General features: G+C 35.7%; 15 protein-coding genes. 8 read left to right on the top strand and 7 right to left on the bottom strand.

The window, feature by feature from the left end; all coding sequences use genetic code 11:
* The first annotated feature begins 202 nt into the window (after nt 1-202).
* From NZ579_04140 to glmS, 3 genes are all read left to right on the top strand, one after another.
* Nucleotides 203-1,690, top strand: a complete 1,488-nt coding sequence (locus NZ579_04140; protein ID MCS7299139.1) for a leucyl aminopeptidase — start codon at nt 203-205, stop codon at nt 1,688-1,690.
* A 1-nt stretch (nt 1,691) separates the two neighbouring features.
* On the top strand, nt 1,692-2,396 hold the full coding sequence (locus NZ579_04135; GenBank protein ID MCS7299138.1) for a response regulator: 705 nt from the start codon (nt 1,692-1,694) through the stop codon (nt 2,394-2,396).
* Nucleotides 2,397-2,607: 211 nt separating this feature from the next.
* Nucleotides 2,608-4,452: a glutamine--fructose-6-phosphate transaminase (isomerizing) gene (glmS, locus tag NZ579_04130; protein ID MCS7299137.1), complete on the top strand. Its 1,845-nt coding sequence runs from the start codon at nt 2,608-2,610 to the stop codon at nt 4,450-4,452.
* Between the two features lie 4 nt (nt 4,453-4,456).
* Here the strand turns inward: glmS and acpS are convergent, their stop codons facing one another.
* Entirely contained in the window at nt 4,457-4,822 is a 366-nt protein-coding gene (acpS, locus tag NZ579_04125) for a holo-ACP synthase (protein MCS7299136.1), read from the bottom strand.
* Between the two features lie 97 nt (nt 4,823-4,919).
* Between acpS and NZ579_04120 the strand changes: the two genes are divergently transcribed.
* On the top strand, nt 4,920-5,786 hold the full coding sequence (locus NZ579_04120; GenBank protein MCS7299135.1) for a hypothetical protein: 867 nt from the start codon (nt 4,920-4,922) through the stop codon (nt 5,784-5,786).
* A gap of 33 nt (nt 5,787-5,819) precedes the next feature.
* Here the strand turns inward: NZ579_04120 and rplS are convergent, their stop codons facing one another.
* Both rplS and rplT read right to left on the bottom strand, forming a co-directional pair.
* The gene (gene rplS / locus NZ579_04115; protein ID MCS7299134.1) at nt 5,820-6,182 is read right to left on the bottom strand and encodes a 50S ribosomal protein L19; all 363 of its coding nucleotides are present in this window, start codon (nt 6,180-6,182) and stop codon (nt 5,820-5,822) included.
* Between the two features lie 12 nt (nt 6,183-6,194).
* Entirely contained in the window at nt 6,195-6,539 is a 345-nt protein-coding gene (gene rplT / locus NZ579_04110; GenBank protein ID MCS7299133.1) for a 50S ribosomal protein L20, read from the bottom strand.
* A gap of 295 nt (nt 6,540-6,834) precedes the next feature.
* On the opposite strand from rplT, the gene NZ579_04105 reads away from it, so the two are divergent.
* Nucleotides 6,835-7,992, top strand: coding sequence for a type III PLP-dependent enzyme (locus NZ579_04105; protein MCS7299132.1), 1,158 nt, complete (start codon nt 6,835-6,837; stop codon nt 7,990-7,992).
* Between the two features lie 211 nt (nt 7,993-8,203).
* Here NZ579_04105 and topA read toward each other — a convergent pair whose 3' ends face one another.
* The 3 genes from topA to NZ579_04090 form a co-directional block, all read right to left on the bottom strand.
* A complete protein-coding gene (topA, locus tag NZ579_04100) occupies nt 8,204-9,901 on the bottom strand; it encodes a type I DNA topoisomerase (GenBank protein ID MCS7299131.1) in 1,698 nt (565 codons plus the stop codon).
* Complete coding sequence (gene serA, locus NZ579_04095; protein MCS7299130.1) at nt 9,902-11,500, bottom strand: phosphoglycerate dehydrogenase; 1,599 nt, start codon at nt 11,498-11,500, stop codon at nt 9,902-9,904.
* Nucleotides 11,501-11,670: 170 nt separating this feature from the next.
* On the bottom strand, nt 11,671-14,232 hold the full coding sequence (locus tag NZ579_04090) for a hypothetical protein (protein MCS7299129.1): 2,562 nt from the start codon (nt 14,230-14,232) through the stop codon (nt 11,671-11,673).
* 197 nt (nt 14,233-14,429) lie between these two features.
* Between NZ579_04090 and NZ579_04085 the strand changes: the two genes are divergently transcribed.
* Nucleotides 14,430-14,918 carry a DNA starvation/stationary phase protection protein gene (locus NZ579_04085; GenBank protein ID MCS7299128.1) on the top strand — a complete coding sequence of 163 codons (489 nt, stop codon included), beginning with the start codon at nt 14,430-14,432 and terminating at the stop codon, nt 14,916-14,918.
* Nucleotides 14,919-14,929: 11 nt separating this feature from the next.
* Nucleotides 14,930-15,799: a diaminopimelate epimerase gene (gene dapF / locus NZ579_04080; GenBank protein ID MCS7299127.1), complete on the top strand. Its 870-nt coding sequence runs from the start codon at nt 14,930-14,932 to the stop codon at nt 15,797-15,799.
* On the opposite strand, the gene NZ579_04075 is transcribed toward dapF, so the two are convergent.
* Nucleotides 15,788-16,729, bottom strand: coding sequence for an ROK family protein (locus tag NZ579_04075; GenBank protein ID MCS7299126.1), 942 nt, complete (start codon nt 16,727-16,729; stop codon nt 15,788-15,790). The genes dapF and NZ579_04075 overlap by 12 nt on opposite strands.
* 95 nt (nt 16,730-16,824) lie before the next feature.
* Here NZ579_04075 and fliH point away from each other — a divergent pair, with 95 nt between their 5' ends.
* On the top strand, nt 16,825-17,769 hold the full coding sequence (gene fliH / locus NZ579_04070) for a flagellar assembly protein FliH (GenBank protein MCS7299125.1): 945 nt from the start codon (nt 16,825-16,827) through the stop codon (nt 17,767-17,769).
* The last annotated feature ends 2 nt before the right edge of the window (nt 17,770-17,771 follow it).

The following is a 17,771-nucleotide window of genomic DNA, read 5'->3' as shown; positions in this document are numbered from 1 at the left end:
ATATTAACCAAAATGTAAGTAAAATTCAAGGTAATATTATTCGTAAAATATTCTTTGCCAATTTTAAACTCTAAGAAATAACAAAGATTATATACCTTACTAGTATTATATCAATCCTAAATTTTAGACTTTACTAGCAGTTTTTTTAATTTTCTTGTCATTAACGAGTCTTATCCCTTAATATGATAGAAAGGAGACAAGTATGGACATAGTAGTGAAGGATTACAGGGATTTTGTGAAGGACAAAGGTGATGCATTAATTGTATTCAGCTATGAGGGAGAAGATATTGAGAACATTTACATACCTTCGGTAACCAAACTAATAAGAAGTGTACTAAAATCAGAGAATTTCACATCAAAATTTGGGGAAGTGTTAGTTATTTATAAAAATTCCATACCTAACAAAGCAAAGTTCAGTAAAATACTTGTGATAGGTTGTGGTAACAGGAGTAAAATGAGTGTAGATGCTGTGAGGAGATTAGGAAGTGTAATATCAAAGAATACTACAAAATACAACTATTCCTCCGTTTTGATAACTAGTGGATGGTATGTGAAAGGGCTTGATAAACAACTTTCGTTCAGGGCACTCTTGGAAGGTATTCTGTTAGGAACTTATAAGTTTGATAGGTTTCTATCAAAAAAGGAAGATAAAATAGTGGTTCTTGAAAGGGTAGTTATTCAAAAGCCAAAGAGGTTGGAGTTAGATTACGAGAAGACTATAGATAGGGTTCGTATAGTAGTTGAAGGAGTGTTTTTTGCTAGAGACCTTCAGAACACACCATCAAATGTTGCAACTCCTACCTACATCGCTAATATTGCTAAGGAAGAGTGTAGTAAAGTTGGTGTAAAGGTAAAGATAATAGATAGAAAAGAAGCGGAAAGTCTTGGAATGAACCTTTTTCTTGCGGTTGCAAAAGGAAGTGCTGAAGAACCTAAATTTGTCGTTATGGAGTATGAAGGTGGAGGAGATAAATGGTATGGATTGGTTGGTAAGGGTGTAACTTTTGACACAGGTGGTATATCTCTTAAACCATCTGAGAAGATGGAAGATATGAAGTTTGATATGAGTGGTGCAGCTGCGGTTATAGCATCAGTTGTGACGATTGCTAAACTCAAGATGAAGGTTAATGTGGTTGGGATAACACCTCTAACCGAGAATATGCCGGGTGGGAGAGCAACAAAACCTGGAGATATAGTGAGGGGTATGGGTGGAATATATGTGGAAATTATCAATACTGATGCAGAAGGACGACTCATAATGTCTGATGCATTTGAATACATAAAGAGGTATAAACCAGAATTCGTTATAGACATTGCTACACTTACAGGAGCTTGTGTTGTAGCCTTGGGTCATGAAGCAGCAGGGCTTATGGGGAACGATGATAGATTGAAAGAGATTGTAAAAAAATCTTCAGAAAGAACCTATGAAAGGGTATGGGAATTGCCACTTTGGGATGATTACGATGAGTACATAAAGAGCAATTTTGCTGATGTTAAGAATGTGGGGAACAGATATGCCGGCGCAATAACTGCTGCTGCATTTATGAAGAAGTTTGTAGATTATCCTTGGTGCCATCTTGATATCGCAGGTGTCGCTTACACAGACAAGGAGAAGTATTATATATCAAAAGGAGGAACAGGTTTTGGTGTTAGATTATTTGTTGACTTACTAGAAAACCTCTCAGAGTGAAATGAGAGTCTTACTGATAACTCCATCCAGAATTGTTAGAGACACTTTTATATCTCAACTTATACCTAGGGGAATTGTGTTATCATGGTGTGAGAATATAAGCAATGTAATAAAGAAAATAAAGGAAAGCAATCAGTCATTTGATGTTATCGTGATAGAAGTCGTGAGTAAGTATGATGTAACTAGTTTCTTAAGTATTTTTAGAGAACTTGAGTTAAAGGGAGCAATAGTACTATACACCGAAATACATACTCCTAGCGAAGTGTATGAATACTTAAAGCTGGGTGTGTCTGGTTTTTTACAGAAACCTCTTGTTACAAACAACATATTTACAGTCGTATCTAAAGCATACGAACATTTCAAGGGAGCACCACCAGAAAGGAAAGTTGTCAGAGTTGAACTTAAAGAGGGTGAAGGAACGGTAGAGTTTGTGTCTACATCTGGGATAAGAGTTATAGCCAGTATAGTTGACTTGAGTGTTGGAGGTTTGGCATTTTCTTATACTTCCAAGTTTGAGGATGCATTCTTTGAGGGGGATGAAATTTCTAGATTGAGAATAATACTCAAAGATGAGGAGACCTACGCAAAAGGTAGAATAAAAGCCAAGATCTCTGACAAGAGAATTGGTATAATAGTCTTTACCCAACTTAACTTGGATACAATACAGAAAATATCAAAATTTATATTCTTAAAGATATCAACATAGTTGGTATGTATCTCTTAATCAAGATTGAACAAAAATGAATTTATGTTTGGTATTTCCAAAATGTTAATCTTAGGAATGTGTTTTTTACAATCTGTTGTATATTTATATTCTGTTGTCTCTAGACATTATTCAGAAATATTGAAAATCTTATTCTTCAATTTTTGAAGTGTCTAGGGTGTGGTTTATAATATTCTTGGAGAAAGGGTTATTTATGTGTGGAATAGTAGGATACATTGGTGATAGGTCTAATCCTGTTGAAATAGTGATGGAGGGTCTTAAGCAACTTGAATATAGAGGCTATGACTCTGCTGGTGTGGCTTTTGTAAGGGATGGTAAGTTTGAGACGTATAAAGAGGTTGGTAAAATCTCAAATCTTGAGGAAAAGATAAAGGGTATTGATATATCAAATATTAGGAGTATTTGTGTAGGTCATACGAGATGGGCTACACATGGTGGTGTAACAGTTCATAATGCTCATCCTCACATAAGTAATGATGGTAAGACTATTCTAGTTCATAATGGAATTATAGAAAACTATGCGATTCTTAAGGAAATGCTTACAAAGAAGGGTTATAAGTTCTATAGTCAAACAGATACTGAAGTCATAGTTAACCTAATAGAAGAACATATCAAAGAAGGTAACTCGTTTGAAGATGCAGTCATACTAGCGGTTACTGAGCTTAATGGAACATTCGGTCTTGTAATATCTCATATAGGAGAAACGGATAAGTTGATAGCTGTCAGAAAGGGTAGTCCTATCGTTATAGGTGTTGGGGATGATGAGAGTATAATAGCGTCAGATATAAACGCAATTGTAAAGCATACCAAGAATGTTATATACCTTGACGATGGTGAGATAGCTATCGTCAAAAAAGATGAGGTAATCACTAAGAATTTCACAGGAAAGGATATAAAGAAAGATATTTTCGTGATAGACTGGGAGATAGAACAACTAAATAAAGGTGGTTATCCACACTACATGCTTAAGGAGATATTTGAACAACCTACCGCTATTGAAAACTGTATAAGAGGTAGATTGCTTGAGGATGAGGGGAGTGTTAAGCTTGGGGGTATCGCCAAGTTAGAACCCTTTATACACAAGATAAGAAAGTTTGTTTTCATCGGTTGTGGAACTGCTTATTACGCTGGGTTGGTTGGGAAATACCTTATGGAAAACATAGGTGACACATTGTCTGAGGTTGACTATGCTTCAGAATTCAGATACAGAAACCCAATGGTTGGACCTAGAGATGTTGTTGTTGCTATAACGCAGTCTGGTGAGACTATGGATACACTTGAGGCGTTGAGGGAAGCGAAGAGAAAAGGATCAACTACAATTGGTATAGTTAATGTTGTTGGAAGCAGCATTGCAAGAGAGGCAGGAATGGGGATATATATACACGCTGGACCTGAAATAGGTGTTGCTTCTACTAAAGCATTTACAAACATGATTGTAGCATTAACAATGTTGAGTATAATGGTTGGTAGAAAGAAGAGGCTTGGGCTTTTTGAAGGAAAGGAGATTGTTTCTGCTATGAAGAAGTTGCCTGAACTCGTTGATTACACCCTTAACACGACAGAGAATGTTGTGAAAGATCTGGCAAAGGAATTCTACAAGAGTAGAAACTTTCTATACCTAGGAAGGCATTATAATTATCCAATTGCTCTTGAGGGAGCTTTGAAACTTAAGGAAATATCATACATACACGCAGAGGGATACCCATCCGCAGAGATGAAACACGGTCCTATTGCTCTCATAGATGAAAATATGCCTGTTGTTTTCATAGCAACTAAAGGTTCTTTGTATGACAAGATTATAAGCAACATTCAAGAAGTTAAGGCTAGAAATGGTGTAGTTATATCCATAGTTAACGAGAATGATAAGGAGGTTTCAAAAATATCCGACTATGTTATAACAGTTCCAAGTATCATTGAACCACTATCACCTATAATAAATGTTATACCATTACAACTATTCGCATACCATATTGCTGCTATAAAAGGTTTGGATGTGGATAAACCAAGAAATCTCGCAAAAAGTGTGACGGTTGAATAAATAATTATATCTCAATTACAACGACAGAAACTGCTACCAATTCTGTATGTGATATTGATATTTCAATGTTTTTAGCTTTTAGAGAATCAAATATCTCCTTTGTTTTCCCGTATAGGTTTATGTATGGTCTTCCTGATTGTTCGTTGAGAATCTCAACCTCTTTGAAGTTTATAATACCAGTTCCCAGTGCTTTAAAGAATGCTTCCTTACCAGCAAACCTACCAGCAAGATTGAGTAAGAACTTTTCGTGCTTCATAACATATTCCTTCTCTTTAGGTGTTAAAATCCTATCAATAAACTTCTCACCTTTCCTTTCATAAAACTCCTTTACCCTGGATATGTCAGATACATCGACTCCTAATCTTATCATATTTGATATGATAGTGAATAATTCTTTTGGGTTTTTACAATTTTGTGCAGATGTAAAATTGTCAAGTAGTCAAAAGTTTGTATAAAATTAAGTATGTATGAAAGTATCAATAGACGAATTGATAACTTTGAAGGAGAAGTATGAGGACAGCGTTCCTCTCATATATGCTAAGGACATATATTTTGAAGATAGATTAACAAAGTCAGATATAAAGATATTTCAAGGAACTACTTTTGACCAGTCTCACTATGAAATACTATCTAGGAACAATATAAAGGAAGTTGATATAGTGTTTTCCGAACTTTTGCTAGCAAAACTATCTAGCAACTTCCCTGACAAGTATCGTCCTCCTACTTACATAAAGAGTTTTATAGACTTTGACAGGTATATATCGGCGATAGATGATGCAAACAGGCTTAGTAAGAGGAAGAGATTTGTATTGTCTGCAACTGAGATAGTTTCAAAGAATCAGATTGTCCTAAGGTATAATGAAGATATAACCTTTGAAAAATGGAATAAGCTAAAGACTTACATAGACAAAAAGGCAGAAATACCTTTTTATTCCTCTGAAAGAGGGATTATGATAGTAACACTTACAAATGCTAATGATAGTAATTATCTACAGAAATTCTTTCTACATTCAGAGGCTGTTGCACTATTCGTTGAGAAGGTCAATAAGTTGAATTTTGTGATAGCACCTGACCTAAACACTCAAACTGATATATTTACAGCAACAAAAGAGGAAGAAGTTCTTGAAAAGTATATGAAAACTAACATCAGGCTTATAGTGATAGTTGATAAAGTGATAGATGAAAAATACAAGAATATGATAGTCAAGCTGAGAACATACGATAGGTTTGTTAGACTCTCAGGGATAACTGAACTGTCGCCTGTAAATGAGATTGATGTGTTGAAAGTTGTCAAAAAATCCTATTTGTCAGAGCCCTACATGGAACTCAAGTAGATCATAGAAATCTTTTGGGTAAAAGATTCAAATCTATTTTTTAGTTATCTTTATCTCTTTCATTTTGGCTTCTTTACCTACTTTTTCCCTAAGGTAGTATAGTTTTGCTCTTCTTACTTTGAACCTTCTTACAACTTCTACTTTTGCAATCAGTGGAGAGTAGTATGGAAATATTTTTTCAACCCCAACTCCGTAAGATACCTTTCTAACTGTAAATGTTTTTGAGAGACCACTTCCTCTTATTGATATAACAAGTCCTTCAAATATCTGTATTCTATCTTTACCGTCGGCTTCTTTTATTATTTGATGAACTCTAACTTGATCACCCACTCTAAAATCGTCATAATCCTTACTCGGTCTGAACTTATTATTGACATAATCAATAAGGTTTGACATAGATACCTCCTTTTACTTCATAACTGTTTCTACAAGTTTCTTGAAAGCGGACTTATCCTCAATAGCCATGTTTGAGAGAGCTTTTCTGTTGATGGATATTCCTTTTTTCTTCAAAAGTCCCATAAACTTGCTATATGATAATCCATACTCCCTAACAGCATTGTTTATTCGTATTATCCAGAGTTTTCTAAATTCTCTCTTTCTTAATCTTCTGTGTTCCCAGGCATATTGTAAAGCATGCATAAGTGACTCTTTAGCAGCTCTGTATCTCTTGTTTCTAGCACCTCTATGCCCTTTGACTGACTTTAGTATTTTCTTTCTCCTTCTTCTAGAAGGAACTGAATAAACCACTCTCATAAACTTCTCCCTATGTAAGTGTAAAAGTAATTCTATAAAATTAGCTCTTACAATTTCAAACAATTGAGGGGGTATCAATAGGGTCTAAAATTTTTTGTGTGATAATTGAGTATTGTTGGTAGCATTCGTAGGATAAACTAGATGGTATTTGAGTTGAGAGTGGAGTTTCTAGGAAAGAGGAAGAATTTAGGATTAGTTTTTAGGTTAGGTTTTTATTTTGAATACTCTCTATTTTATTTGAAATTGGTGATTTTAGCTATTTATATTTCTACGCAAATTGTGAGGTATAGTTTAGATGAGAAGAATACGCAAAGATGCAAAAACAGAAATATTCTCTGAAAAGGTATTTACTAAAGTTAGAAGGTTAGTACCAAGACTTATTGAAGAACATAAAACACCTTTTCTACTGATGGATTCATACACCATAAAGCGTAAGTATTATGAACTCGTTAAATTCTTCCCGAGTTTTAAAGTATATTATGCTGTGAAAGCGAACGATGCTTCAGAAGTTTTGGAAGTATTGGCAGGTGTCGGTTCAAACTTTGAAGTATCATCAGTTTCTGAAGTTGTTAAACTCATAGAACTCGGTGTAGGTGGTAATAGGATGATAACGAGTAATCCTGTAAAACCACCAGAGTTTATAGAGGTTTGTAGGCAGGTTGGTATAAACTACCTTTGCGTTGATTCAAAAGAAGAGATAGATAAGATAAAATATCTCTTTCCTAATGCGAATGTTTATGTAAGACTTGAGATAGATAATCCCGAGAGTTCTTGGCCACTCAGTGGTAAGTTTGGGGTTCTTGAAGATGAAATAGAAGACATAATTTCTTATGCAGTTAGGAGGAAGATAAATCTCGTAGGTCTTACTTTTCACGCAGGTTCGCAGAATAATTCTGTTAATAGTATTAAAAATGCTATATTTGCTTCCAAAAGGGTCTTTGATATTGCGAGAAAATATGGTGTGGAGATGACACTTCTAAACATAGGTGGTGGATTTCCTATTGATTACACAAGCACTTCGGTTAGCATCTCTGAGTTTAGTAAGGTGGTTTATGAAGCATTGAATGTATTTGATAATTACGATAAACTAATTTTACAGATGGAACCTGGTAGAAGGATTGTTGGTGAAGCAGGAATAATAGTTTCAAGAGTTGTAGGTAAAGCTTGTAGAACTAAGGAAAACTGGCTATACCTTGATGTGGGTGTCTTCAACGGTCTTATGGAAACACTTGGCGGTATCAAGTATCTCTTCAAAACTAACTCAAGAAGAAGGGAGAAAATCTGGAATATAGGAGGTCCTTCCTGCGATAGTATGGATGTGATAGTAAAAAGCATATCTCTACCAGAACCTGATGTTGGAGATATAGTTTGTATACTATCTGCCGGTGCTTACACTACTGTTTATTCTGCTCCATTCAATGGGTACAAGGTGCCACATGTTGTTTTAATCTAAATCTGGTAAATAGTGCGATTGAGTTCTATACACTTATCTTGTCATTTTACTGGGTCTTTTATGAACTAGGAATTTTGTATGCTTTTTCAAACCAGTTGAGGATAAGTATTTCCTATAACTAGCGATGAATTTACTGGTTCTTTTTTGGAAACTTTGATTAGTGTAATACTAGATTTATGGAGCATTTTAGATGAAAATTTGCGAGTATTTGTTAAATCTCAAATGGAACTTTTATTTCTCTTATCATATCTAGCAATGCTTTTTTCCAATCCTTTTCTTGGTCGTTTTCAATCTTGTCAAGTGTTTCTTCCATTCTTGATGTAAGTTTTAGGTCAATAACAGTTGGATAGTTAAACTTTAGAAATTCATAAACTTTGAAACCTAGTTCTGTTGGTACTAGAGATTTGTTTTCCTTCACAACATACTTTCTTGCTAATAATGTGGATACGATTGTAGCGTAGGTTGAGGGTCTTCCTATGCCTTCATCTTCTAGTTTCTTTATGAGTGTTGCTTCGGTGTATCTTGGTGGTGGTTGAGTTTTTCTCTTAACTGCTTCTAGGTCTAATACCTTGATCCTTTCTCCTTTTTCTAGGATCGGTAGGAAGACATCTTCTGGAACACTATGTGGATAGAACTTCATAAAATGTTCTTCTACTAATCTTTTTGAAATACCAAAGAAATAATACTTTCCATCACTCGCTAGAACTTCTAAAACTGAAAGAACTGCATCTTTCATCTGACTTGCGAGAAACCTTCTCCAAATAAGGTCATACAGTCTGTAGTGGTCTTCTGGTATCTTGTTTTTTAGCAAAGTAGGGACTCTATAGATATCTGTAGGTCTTATACACTCGTGTGCTCCTTGCTCGTTAGGACTACTGCTCTCGTATATTCTTGGGGTTGGTGGTAGATATTCTGGACCTATCCTATCCCTTATAAACTCTCTCGTTCTTTTTAAAGCGTAATCTGATATTCTTACAGAGTCTGTTCTCATGTATGTAATAAGTCCAACAAACTCACCGTCAATATTCATCCCCTCATACAATTCTTGTGCTATCTTCATAGTTTTGGAAGGAGAGAAGGATAATTTTGCTGATGCGTCCTGTTGGAGTGTGCTTGTCTTGAATGGAGGTAGTGGCTTTATGTAATCGTCATATCTTTTGAACGAGACTACTTCTACTCTATCTCTGTTAAAATTTTCTTTTATCTCCTTGAGTTTTCCCTCATCTATCCTGTTGGTGGGAGAGAATTTTATCTCTCTTCCATTTACTTTCTCGCTTATAAGTTTCAGATAATATTTTTTACCGTCCTTGTCGCAATGTATGATAACCTCGTAGTAGTGAGTTTGTTTAAAGTTTTTTATATCTAACTCTCTTTCACATATAAGCCTCAGTGCTGGTGATTGAACTCTACCTGCTGAAAGCGATGCGTCTTTATACTCGTTCTTGAGGTTTCTGTATAGTATAGGTGATAGAACATATCCTACAATTCTATCAAGCACACGGCGTGTCTTCTGAGCATTTACCAGGCTCATATTTATATCTCTTGGGGTTTTCAAACTATTAAGTATTCCATTCTTGGTAACTTCAGTAAATTCAATTCTTTTTATGTCCTTGACATACCTTGAGAGTATCTCTTTTAAGTGAAAAGAAATGATCTCACCTTCTCTATCCTTGTCTGACGCTAGAAATATAGTTTCAGAATTTTTTGCTACCTTGATTATATATGAGATGACTTTTCTCCTGCCGGGGAGTATAACATACTTTGGTTCAAGTGTTTTGATGTCAATGCCCATTTCTTTTTGAGGTAGGTCCTTTATATGCCCCTTGGTTGCTAGAACTATATATTCCTTGCCTAGGTATGATTTGATTGTCCTTGCTTTGGCAGGAGATTCAACTATAAAAAGTTTCATCTAAAGTGTTACTTTTCTAACCTCAATTATGTCTGGATGTGAAGATATTTTGTCTAGTATCTCCTTTGGTGCTTCGGAGTCTAGTGTTATTATTGTAAGTGCCTTTTCACCTCTCCTTGCCCTCGTAACCTTCATCTCTCCTATGTTTATACCGGCATCTCCTAACACAACACCGAGAAAACCTATCACTCCGGGTTTGTCATAGTTTCTTACAAATAGCATGTTTTCTGTTGGGTTCAGTTCAAGATAGTAATTGTCTATTCTAACTATCTTTGCATCATTGTTAGGATATACTGTATACCAAATCTCAACTTTCTTGGTTTTGGTTATAAGTGAAACTTTTATGAGGTTTGAAAATACTGAAAATGCTTCATCCTCTTTCGTTTCAGTCAGTTTTATTCCTCTTGCTTCAAGGTAGAGTAGTGAATTTACAAAATTGACAGTTTCGTCACCAACTATCTTTTCCATAAAACCTTTAGCGACTGCTCTTGTAATTATTTGTACTGGGTCTTCAACTATGTGTCCTGAATAAGATACGACTATCTGTAATACACCACCATCGGATAGTTGAGATATTATCTTTCCGACAGTCTCACCCATGTCTATGAAGGACTTGAGTTCTTTATATTTCTGTAGGCTTATTGATGGCATATTGACAGCGTTTATGATAACTTCATCTTTGAAGAACTTTATAATAGACTCTGCTATCTCTATTGAGACATTCTCCTGTGCTTCTTCTGTTGATGCACCTAGGTGAGGAACGACAATACAGTTTTTCGCACCAATTAGAGGATTATTTACTGGTGGTTCTGTGGAGAAGACATCAATCGCAGCACCTGCTATTCTACCGGAATTCAAAGCATCAGCAAGGTCTTTCTCGTTTATTATACCTCCTCTTGCGCAGTTTATTATCCTAACACTAGGTTTCATCATCTCAATCTCTTTCTTTGTGACCATATTTTTAGTTTGTTCGGATAGCGGAACATGGAATGTTATGAAGTCAGACTCTTTATATATCTCTTCAAGCGAACATAATTTTACACCTAGTTGTGATGCTCTCTCATCTGTTACGAATGGGTCGTAAGCTAGAACTTCCATACCTAGTGCTATACATCTTTTGGCAACTTCTGTTCCGATCTTTCCAAGCCCTACTATACCTATCTTTTTCCTATAGAGTTCAACACCTCTGAATGATTTTCTATCCCAACCTCCATTAACAGTTGAGATGTGTGCGAAAGGAATTTTCCTTGCTATTGAGAAAAGAAGAGCAAGAGCATGTTCTGCGGTGGATATCACATTTCCTGTTGGTGAGTTCATTACTATTATCCCCTTTTGAGTAGCGTAATTAACATCAATAGTGTCAAGACCAACTCCTGCTCTGGCTATTATCTTAAGTTTCTTACTAGCGTCAATTACATCTTTATCAACTTTGGTAGCACTCCTAACTACTAGAACATCGTAGTCAGGGATTTGAGATATAAGTTCCTCCTTTGAGGTTTTTTCATTAACCGTAACAGATATATTCTCGTAATATGAAAGTATTTCCAATCCTGCTTTTGAAAAACCATCAGCACACAAAATCTTTACCTTGCTTCCCATATTTTTTCCTCATTTTGAGGATTAGGTTAAATGTCAAGCGCAATCTCTTTCAACTAATTTTGGTTCTAAAACCTTATTTTTCTATTAAACTAAACACTAAGTGAATTGAACTGGAATGGCAAAGTGTTTTAGTTAGTGATCCAAAAATTGACTTTATTGAAAATTGAGAGTTATTCCCTACCTATCTCTTTGACTTTTTGTTGGATATACCTAACGAGTTCGTAATATGTGCTATCGCCATACACTTCTCTTATATGCTTTTCATTGCTTCTAACGAACTGGACAAACTCTGGGAAGACTTGTGCGAATAGAAATTTTATGTAGAAGTTTTCACTGTTCAACCTGATACCTTCGTCCATCTTTTTGAGTGCTTCATAGTGTAATTTCCTTTGATAATCAACGAGTGCTTTCTTTGCAAGTATCATACTCTGATGCTTTTTTTGATCTAGACCAGTGAATTCTGAAAGTCTCTTGTAGTCTGAATACTTGAGTATTAACTCAAGATTTTTTGGTTTCGTATCTTCAATTACTCTTCTATGGAATTCCGCAAACTCAACGGAAGATTTATAGTCACTCAATATCTCACCTTCTTCGCTATCAACGAGTTCAGTGAATAGTTGGGGAGACAAGAATATTAAAGATTTCAAATCTTCTCTACCTATACCTAGTTTCATAATGTCATCAAAATTAATGTCCGAGAACTCTCCATTGAATTCTACCTTCTTCGCTACTACAACGGTATATACACCAGTTATAAGTAATATTGAATTACTGAATACGCTTCTTATCGTTTTCAGTATTGATACATAATCGTAGGTCTCAAGGTTGTGGATTGGTATCCATTGAGCGAAAACGCCATCTTTGGAGAGTTTGGAATAAGCAAGTTCATAAAACTCCTTTGTGAATAGCATCCAACTTTCGGATGATACAGGATGAGTAGCATCCGCAACGATAATATCAAATGTGTCCTCGTATGATTTAAGAAAGTTCCTACCGTCCTCTGGATTAAAAAACCAGTTCGTTTTTGTAAAAATGTTGTTGTTATAGTCTTTATACAACTCCAAAGCATCCATAATATCTGGACAGATATCAACGACTTCAACTTTAGCGTCTGTGTTGTGTAGAACACTACTCAATGTTATTCCGCCTCCCAAAGCATTAACCATCACGTTTGAGTGAGACTTTGAGAAAAGGAAAGGAATGTTTCCTAATACCTTGAAGGCTATCAGAGAGTTATAATCATTTGGTACTTCGTCAATCCCGTTTATCTTAAGGTATCTTGTATTATTAACATCAAAAACTGCAACCGTTCCATACAGCCCTTCCTTGTAAAATTTTAACTCTCCTTTAATGTCAAAGAAGCCGTTATAATACTTTGTGAATGTTATATCTTTTGGAAGAATGAAGGTTAAAACAGCAACCGCTGTTCCGACCATTCCTAGAACTCTATTACATCCTAGAGTAGCAAGTGTTACAAATCCAGCCCCAATGTATAGAAGAGAGATAACAAAAACACTATATCCGAAACCTAGGTTAGGTATCATTAGGTATGTCATTAGGAACGCACCTAAAATACTACCAAGCGTGTTTATTGCAAGTATTGTCCCCGAGATACTCTGGGCTGTTATGTTTTCTGATACATAACCACGAATAAGATTGAATAGTGAAGGAATAACAATTCCAGAAGATAACGAGACTATACCAGATGTAATTAAAACTAATGAGTATCTTGTTAGGTTTAGTGTGATAGTTTCAGATACTTTAGTATCTCCTAGAATTCCAAAAACGATATTCCCAAATATGTTATAGATGATTCCCATAATTGAGTATGAATTGTTGAGTATCAAGATTGTTATAGTTGTGTATAATCCTGTGAAGAGTGATACTGCGAATAATAGATAGAAGTCGTTTTTGAATACTTTTAGTAGAGATTTGTATATCAGTGAGCCTATCGCTATGCCTAGGATTACAACGGACAAGATGATTGAGAATGAGAATGTGTTGTTTGCAACGAAATAGACTAGCATTCTATACCAAAGTATTTCAAGAGCCATCCCAGAGAAACCATATAGAAAAGCAACCAATCCAAAACCTATACCTATACTGACAAATCTTATATCGCTTTTTACGATTGAAAAAGAAGGAGAATAGGACTTTGATAGATATATTGCACCTGCGAATACTATTACATTCAATAAAAACGCAACTACAAATGTTGGTATAATACCTAGAAGGTTTATAAATACGACAGATGAAACGAAAGCCCCTATACTAGCACCGAGTGCATTTATACCATAAACCTTTCCAACCATCTCTTGGTTTTGAGTTTTCTTAAGATATTCAATCACTACAGGAATTGTTATTCCCATAGCAATCGTAGGTAAGAGTAGAATGATGGATGATAGGGCAAACTTCACAATGATACTATTTCCTAATATAGTGTATAGACTGTCAATAGGTCTGAATAGCGCAAGGACTAGAATTGCGTATATACCTATAGCCAATTCAAGGTAACCGTAGAGTGATAGATGGTTTTTGGGTGATATGTTTCTTGAAAGATAGTAGCCGAGTGCTAATCCAAGCATATAGGTTATAACTACTACCACCGTTGAGTGAATGAATAGCCCGAATGTGATATTAAAAAGTCTTGTGAATAAAACCTGATAAACTAGTGAGCAAAAACCTGAGATGAAGAGTAAAACCAAAACACCACTTTTAGCACTTACTTTCATAAGAAGATTATACTTTTGTGTTGTCTGGTATTTCAACCTCTAGTGTTGAGATGTGTAAAAATTCTTATCATTCTCAAAAGTTGCTTCTAGTCTTTTTGGAGTTCAAATAATCTTTGTTGGATCAGTTTAATTTCTGTGTTCCTGTTGCTTGACTTTTTCAATACAAGTTAGTATTATAAAACAAATAGGAGGAACATATGATTAAAGTAGATGTTGAGAAGATGGACGTTGGACTATCGGAGAAGGTTAGAGAGCAAATAGCGGGAATGTTGTTCAAGGTTCTGTCGGATGATTTTGTTGTGTATGTTAAGGCTAGGAATTATCACTGGAATGTCGTAGGACCTCACTTTAAGGAATTACACGAGTTTTTCCAGAAGGTATATGAACAGATATTTGAAGAGATTGATGATGTTGCCGAGAGAATTAGAGCACTAGGATTGAAAGTTCCTGCGAGTATGAAAAACTTCCTTTCAGAAACCAAACTTTCAGAGACTTCAGAGTTCTTGACTGATAGACAGATGCTAGAGAGCCTTTTAGCGGATTACGAGAGTATGATAAGAGACATAAGAGAGTATGTCGGTATAGCATCCTCAAACAAGGATGAGGCAACCGCAAACTTTTTAGCAGAAATACTAGAGAGGAAGGAAAAAACTGCCTGGATGATAAGGGCGACGCTTGAGAAATAGTTTCTTAAGAGATGAACCTAGAATTTACTAAAGCCGAAGCCTTAGGAAACGACTATATTCTACTTGACCTTTTTAGACATCCAGATTATGAGAGACTTTTAGATAAGATGGGGGTTATTGCTCCCATCCTTTCTGATAGACACTTCGGGATAGGTGGAGATGGTGTAATATTTATCATACCTTCGGAGAGTTATGACTGTGAGATGAGAATATTCAACTCCGATGGTAGTGAAGCAGAGATGTGTGGAAATGGAATAAGACAAGTTGTCAGATACTTCTACGAGAATATAAACAGCAAAGAAAGTGTATCTGTTAATACGAAAGCAGGTCTCAAGGTTATTGATGTCCTGAAGAAGGATGAGGGTTTGCTTTTCAGAGTTGATATGGGTGATCCTATATTTGAGCCAAGTAAAGTTCCTGTAGATACGTCTGTAATTGATGGAGATAGGATTATTAACAGATCGTTTGATTTTGGGTTTGGTAAGTATAGTATAAATGTTGTTTCAATGGGTAATCCTCACTGTGTTATATTTTCCGATGACCTTTCAGGTGTGAATTTAAGTGAGATAGGACCTAGGATAGAAAGACATCCTTTATTTCCGAATAGGGTGAATGTAGAGTTTGTAAGAATTTTGAAGTCTGATGAGATTGCTATGAGAGTTTGGGAGAGAGGTAGTGGTGAGACTATGGCTTGTGGAACTGGTGCTTGTGCGTCAGTAGTTTCTGCGGTTGTAAATGGACTAGTTAGACCGGGTAGAGTCAAAGTTCATCTTCTTGGAGGAGACTTGGAAGTTGAATATGATGGTAGTGGTAGAGTTTATATGATAGGCGGAGCAAATATTGTATTCAACGGGTTTTGGCAGAAAAAACTATACATTTAGTCTTTCAAACTCTGTTTTAGCAAGACCTGCTGCTCCAAGCATCCCAGCGTTATTACCAAACCTACTCAAGGCTATTTCCAACCCTTCTCTCAATGGAGGTAAAATATTCTCAAATGCTACTCTTCTGACGGTTTTAATTAGGTATTCTCCAGCGAGTGATACACCACCTCCTATCACAACCATTTCAGGGTTTAGAATATTTACAAGAGATGCTATACCTATACCTATGTAGAAGAAAGCATTTTGGGCTATTCCACTACAGAATTCATCACCTTCTTTTGATAGTTCAATCACCAACTTTGCATCTATCTTTTCACTAGGATAGTCGTTTAGTTTTGAATTTATGTCTCTTTTCTTTGAAGATAATGCGTTCCTTATGATGGCGGTAGCAGAGCCGTAAGCCTCCCAACAACCAAACTTACCGCAATTACACTGTTGTCCGTTTGGAGATATTACCATGTGTCCAACCTCTCCTGCATAGTTTCTGCTACCTCTATATAATCTTCCATCAATAACTATCCCACCACCAATCCCTGTCCCAAGTGTTATTCCAATTACATACTTCTTTCCTTTAGCAACCCCAAAGACAACTTCACCGAGTGCGAAATTGTTAGCATCATTATCAACAAAAGTAGGTTTCTTAAAATCACTTTGAATTTCTTTTGCTATCTCTACATTCTTTGCACCGGGAATGGCTGGCATCTCCTTTATTATGCCTCTCTCAAAATCTACAGGTCCTGGAATACCTATTCCTATCGCTTTCACTCTATCGCTTACCAAGTCTTTCAAAATTTTTTTGATGTTTGATATTACCTTATCCCAACCTTGATTTGCTTCTGTTGGTATTGAAAGGCTTGATACTATCATTCCTTCGTCGTCTATCATACCTGCTTTTATATTAGTCCCGCCAAGGTCAATGCCTACGTACATTCCATACCTCCATAATTGCGTTTAATTTTAAACAACCGATTAATATCAGTAAAGATTTTTTGATTGAATTATTCCGATCATATACAATAATAGGTATGGATGAGATGGATAAGAAGAACAAAGACAAAATTATGATAAGCCTATCTGTGAAAAAGAAGTTAAACGAAGATGAGTATGTGATTGATAATGAGTATAGGCTAGAAACACCAAAGTTTTTTAGAAAAAAAATAGAAGAGAAGATAACAGAAGAGGAGAAAAGGTTATCATCTCTTCAGAGCGAAATTGAAAACCTAAACAAAGAAATTGAAAGGAAAAAAGAAGAACTTAGCAAACTTGAAGAGAATATTATTGAAGAGGCTAACGAGAAGGCAGCAAAGATTATAGATGAGGCTGAAAAAGTTGCGTTCAATAAAGTGAAGTCATCGTTGGAGGAGAAGAACTTAAACATAAAAGAAGGTGAAAAGGAGAAGGAGAGGATAATTGAAGAAGCGAAGAGAGAAGCAAACAGGATAATTCAAGAGGCAATGGCGGAGGCTGAAAGAATAAAGAAAGAGGCTTATGAGAAAGGTTTTGATAAAGGGGTAGAGGATGGATTTAATGCTGGAAAGAATGAGATTGTTTTGTTGTCAAACAGACTAAAGGAGATAACATCTTACATTGTAAATAAAAGGAATGAAATAGTGAATAAATCAGAGAGAGAGGTTGTTGAACTAGCACTTGAGGTTGTGAGGAAGGTTCTTAAAGAGATAAGAGAGAACGAAAAAGATATTGTTGTCAGACAGATTAAGTATGTCCTTTCAAAACTTTCTGGTAGTACTAAATTTATAGTTAGGGTTAATCCAGCAGACATTGACATCGTTTCAAGGCACAAAGAAGAGTTTATCAAGATGATTGAACAAGGTAGTGATGTAAAGATATTTGAGGATCATTTCGTTGAACAGGGAGGTGTGATTGTTGAAACTGATACCACTACGATTGACGCACAGATAACTTCACAACTCCTTGAGATAGAGGAGAAAATTAAGACACTTCTTCCATAAAG

Source organism: Spirochaetota bacterium (genome assembly GCA_025061835.1).
Lineage (GTDB): Bacteria > Spirochaetota > Brevinematia > DTOW01 > DTOW01 > SKYB106.
This window is presented reverse-complemented; position numbering and strand designations above follow the sequence as displayed.

Bases quoted from the DNA above. Each gene is read 5' to 3' on its own strand.
- NZ579_04085 (MCS7299128.1), top strand. From the start codon at position 14,430: ATGATTAAAGTAGATGTTGAGAAGATGGACGTTGGACTATCGGAGAAG.
- dapF (MCS7299127.1), top strand. From the start codon at position 14,930: ATGAACCTAGAATTTACTAAAGCCGAAGCCTTAGGAAACGACTATATT.
- topA (MCS7299131.1), bottom strand. From the start codon at position 9,901: ATGAAACTTTTTATAGTTGAATCTCCTGCCAAAGCAAGGACAATCAAA.
- NZ579_04120 (MCS7299135.1), top strand. From the start codon at position 4,920: ATGAAAGTATCAATAGACGAATTGATAACTTTGAAGGAGAAGTATGAG.
- NZ579_04135 (MCS7299138.1), top strand. From the start codon at position 1,692: ATGAGAGTCTTACTGATAACTCCATCCAGAATTGTTAGAGACACTTTT.
- fliH (MCS7299125.1), top strand. From the start codon at position 16,825: ATGGATGAGATGGATAAGAAGAACAAAGACAAAATTATGATAAGCCTA.
- NZ579_04105 (MCS7299132.1), top strand. From the start codon at position 6,835: ATGAGAAGAATACGCAAAGATGCAAAAACAGAAATATTCTCTGAAAAG.
- serA (MCS7299130.1), bottom strand. From the start codon at position 11,500: ATGGGAAGCAAGGTAAAGATTTTGTGTGCTGATGGTTTTTCAAAAGCA.
- NZ579_04075 (MCS7299126.1), bottom strand. From the start codon at position 16,729: ATGTACGTAGGCATTGACCTTGGCGGGACTAATATAAAAGCAGGTATG.
- NZ579_04140 (MCS7299139.1), top strand. From the start codon at position 203: ATGGACATAGTAGTGAAGGATTACAGGGATTTTGTGAAGGACAAAGGT.
- acpS (MCS7299136.1), bottom strand. From the start codon at position 4,822: ATGATAAGATTAGGAGTCGATGTATCTGACATATCCAGGGTAAAGGAG.
- rplS (MCS7299134.1), bottom strand. From the start codon at position 6,182: ATGTCAAACCTTATTGATTATGTCAATAATAAGTTCAGACCGAGTAAG.
- glmS (MCS7299137.1), top strand. From the start codon at position 2,608: ATGTGTGGAATAGTAGGATACATTGGTGATAGGTCTAATCCTGTTGAA.
- rplT (MCS7299133.1), bottom strand. From the start codon at position 6,539: ATGAGAGTGGTTTATTCAGTTCCTTCTAGAAGAAGGAGAAAGAAAATA.
- NZ579_04090 (MCS7299129.1), bottom strand. From the start codon at position 14,232: ATGAAAGTAAGTGCTAAAAGTGGTGTTTTGGTTTTACTCTTCATCTCA.